This is a genomic window from Pampinifervens navoyensis (assembly GCF_046159715.1).
Taxonomy (GTDB): domain Bacteria; phylum Aquificota; class Aquificia; order Aquificales; family Aquificaceae; genus Pampinifervens.
This window is the reverse complement of sequence record NZ_JBJXCT010000081.1, coordinates 1-230: the sequence shown is the minus strand read 5'-3', so window position 1 is coordinate 230 and position 230 is coordinate 1. Positions and strand designations below refer to the sequence as shown.

Below are 230 nucleotides of genomic sequence, written 5' to 3'. Positions count from 1 at the left end.
ACCCGACGCTCTGCAAAGGCAGATTCACGGCTGGGGACAAGACCGGCTACCTGTTCGAGGATCCGGTCAGCCTCAACGCCGGTTCGATGATCGTGGCGCTCAAGGATGCCGGCGTCACCGCCTTAAAGATCGAGGGCCGCCAACGCGGGAAGGGCTACGTCACGGAGGTGGTGCGCGCCTTCCGGCGGGCGGTCGACGCGGCCGAGAACGGCGGCGACCCGGTCGAGATC

General features: G+C 67.4%; 1 protein-coding gene. It reads left to right on the top strand.

Annotated elements, in window-relative coordinates; genetic code table 11:
- Positions 1–230, top strand: a 230-nt coding sequence (locus ACKRDP_RS10075) for a U32 family peptidase (protein WP_409154646.1), incomplete at both ends; no start/stop codon positions are given.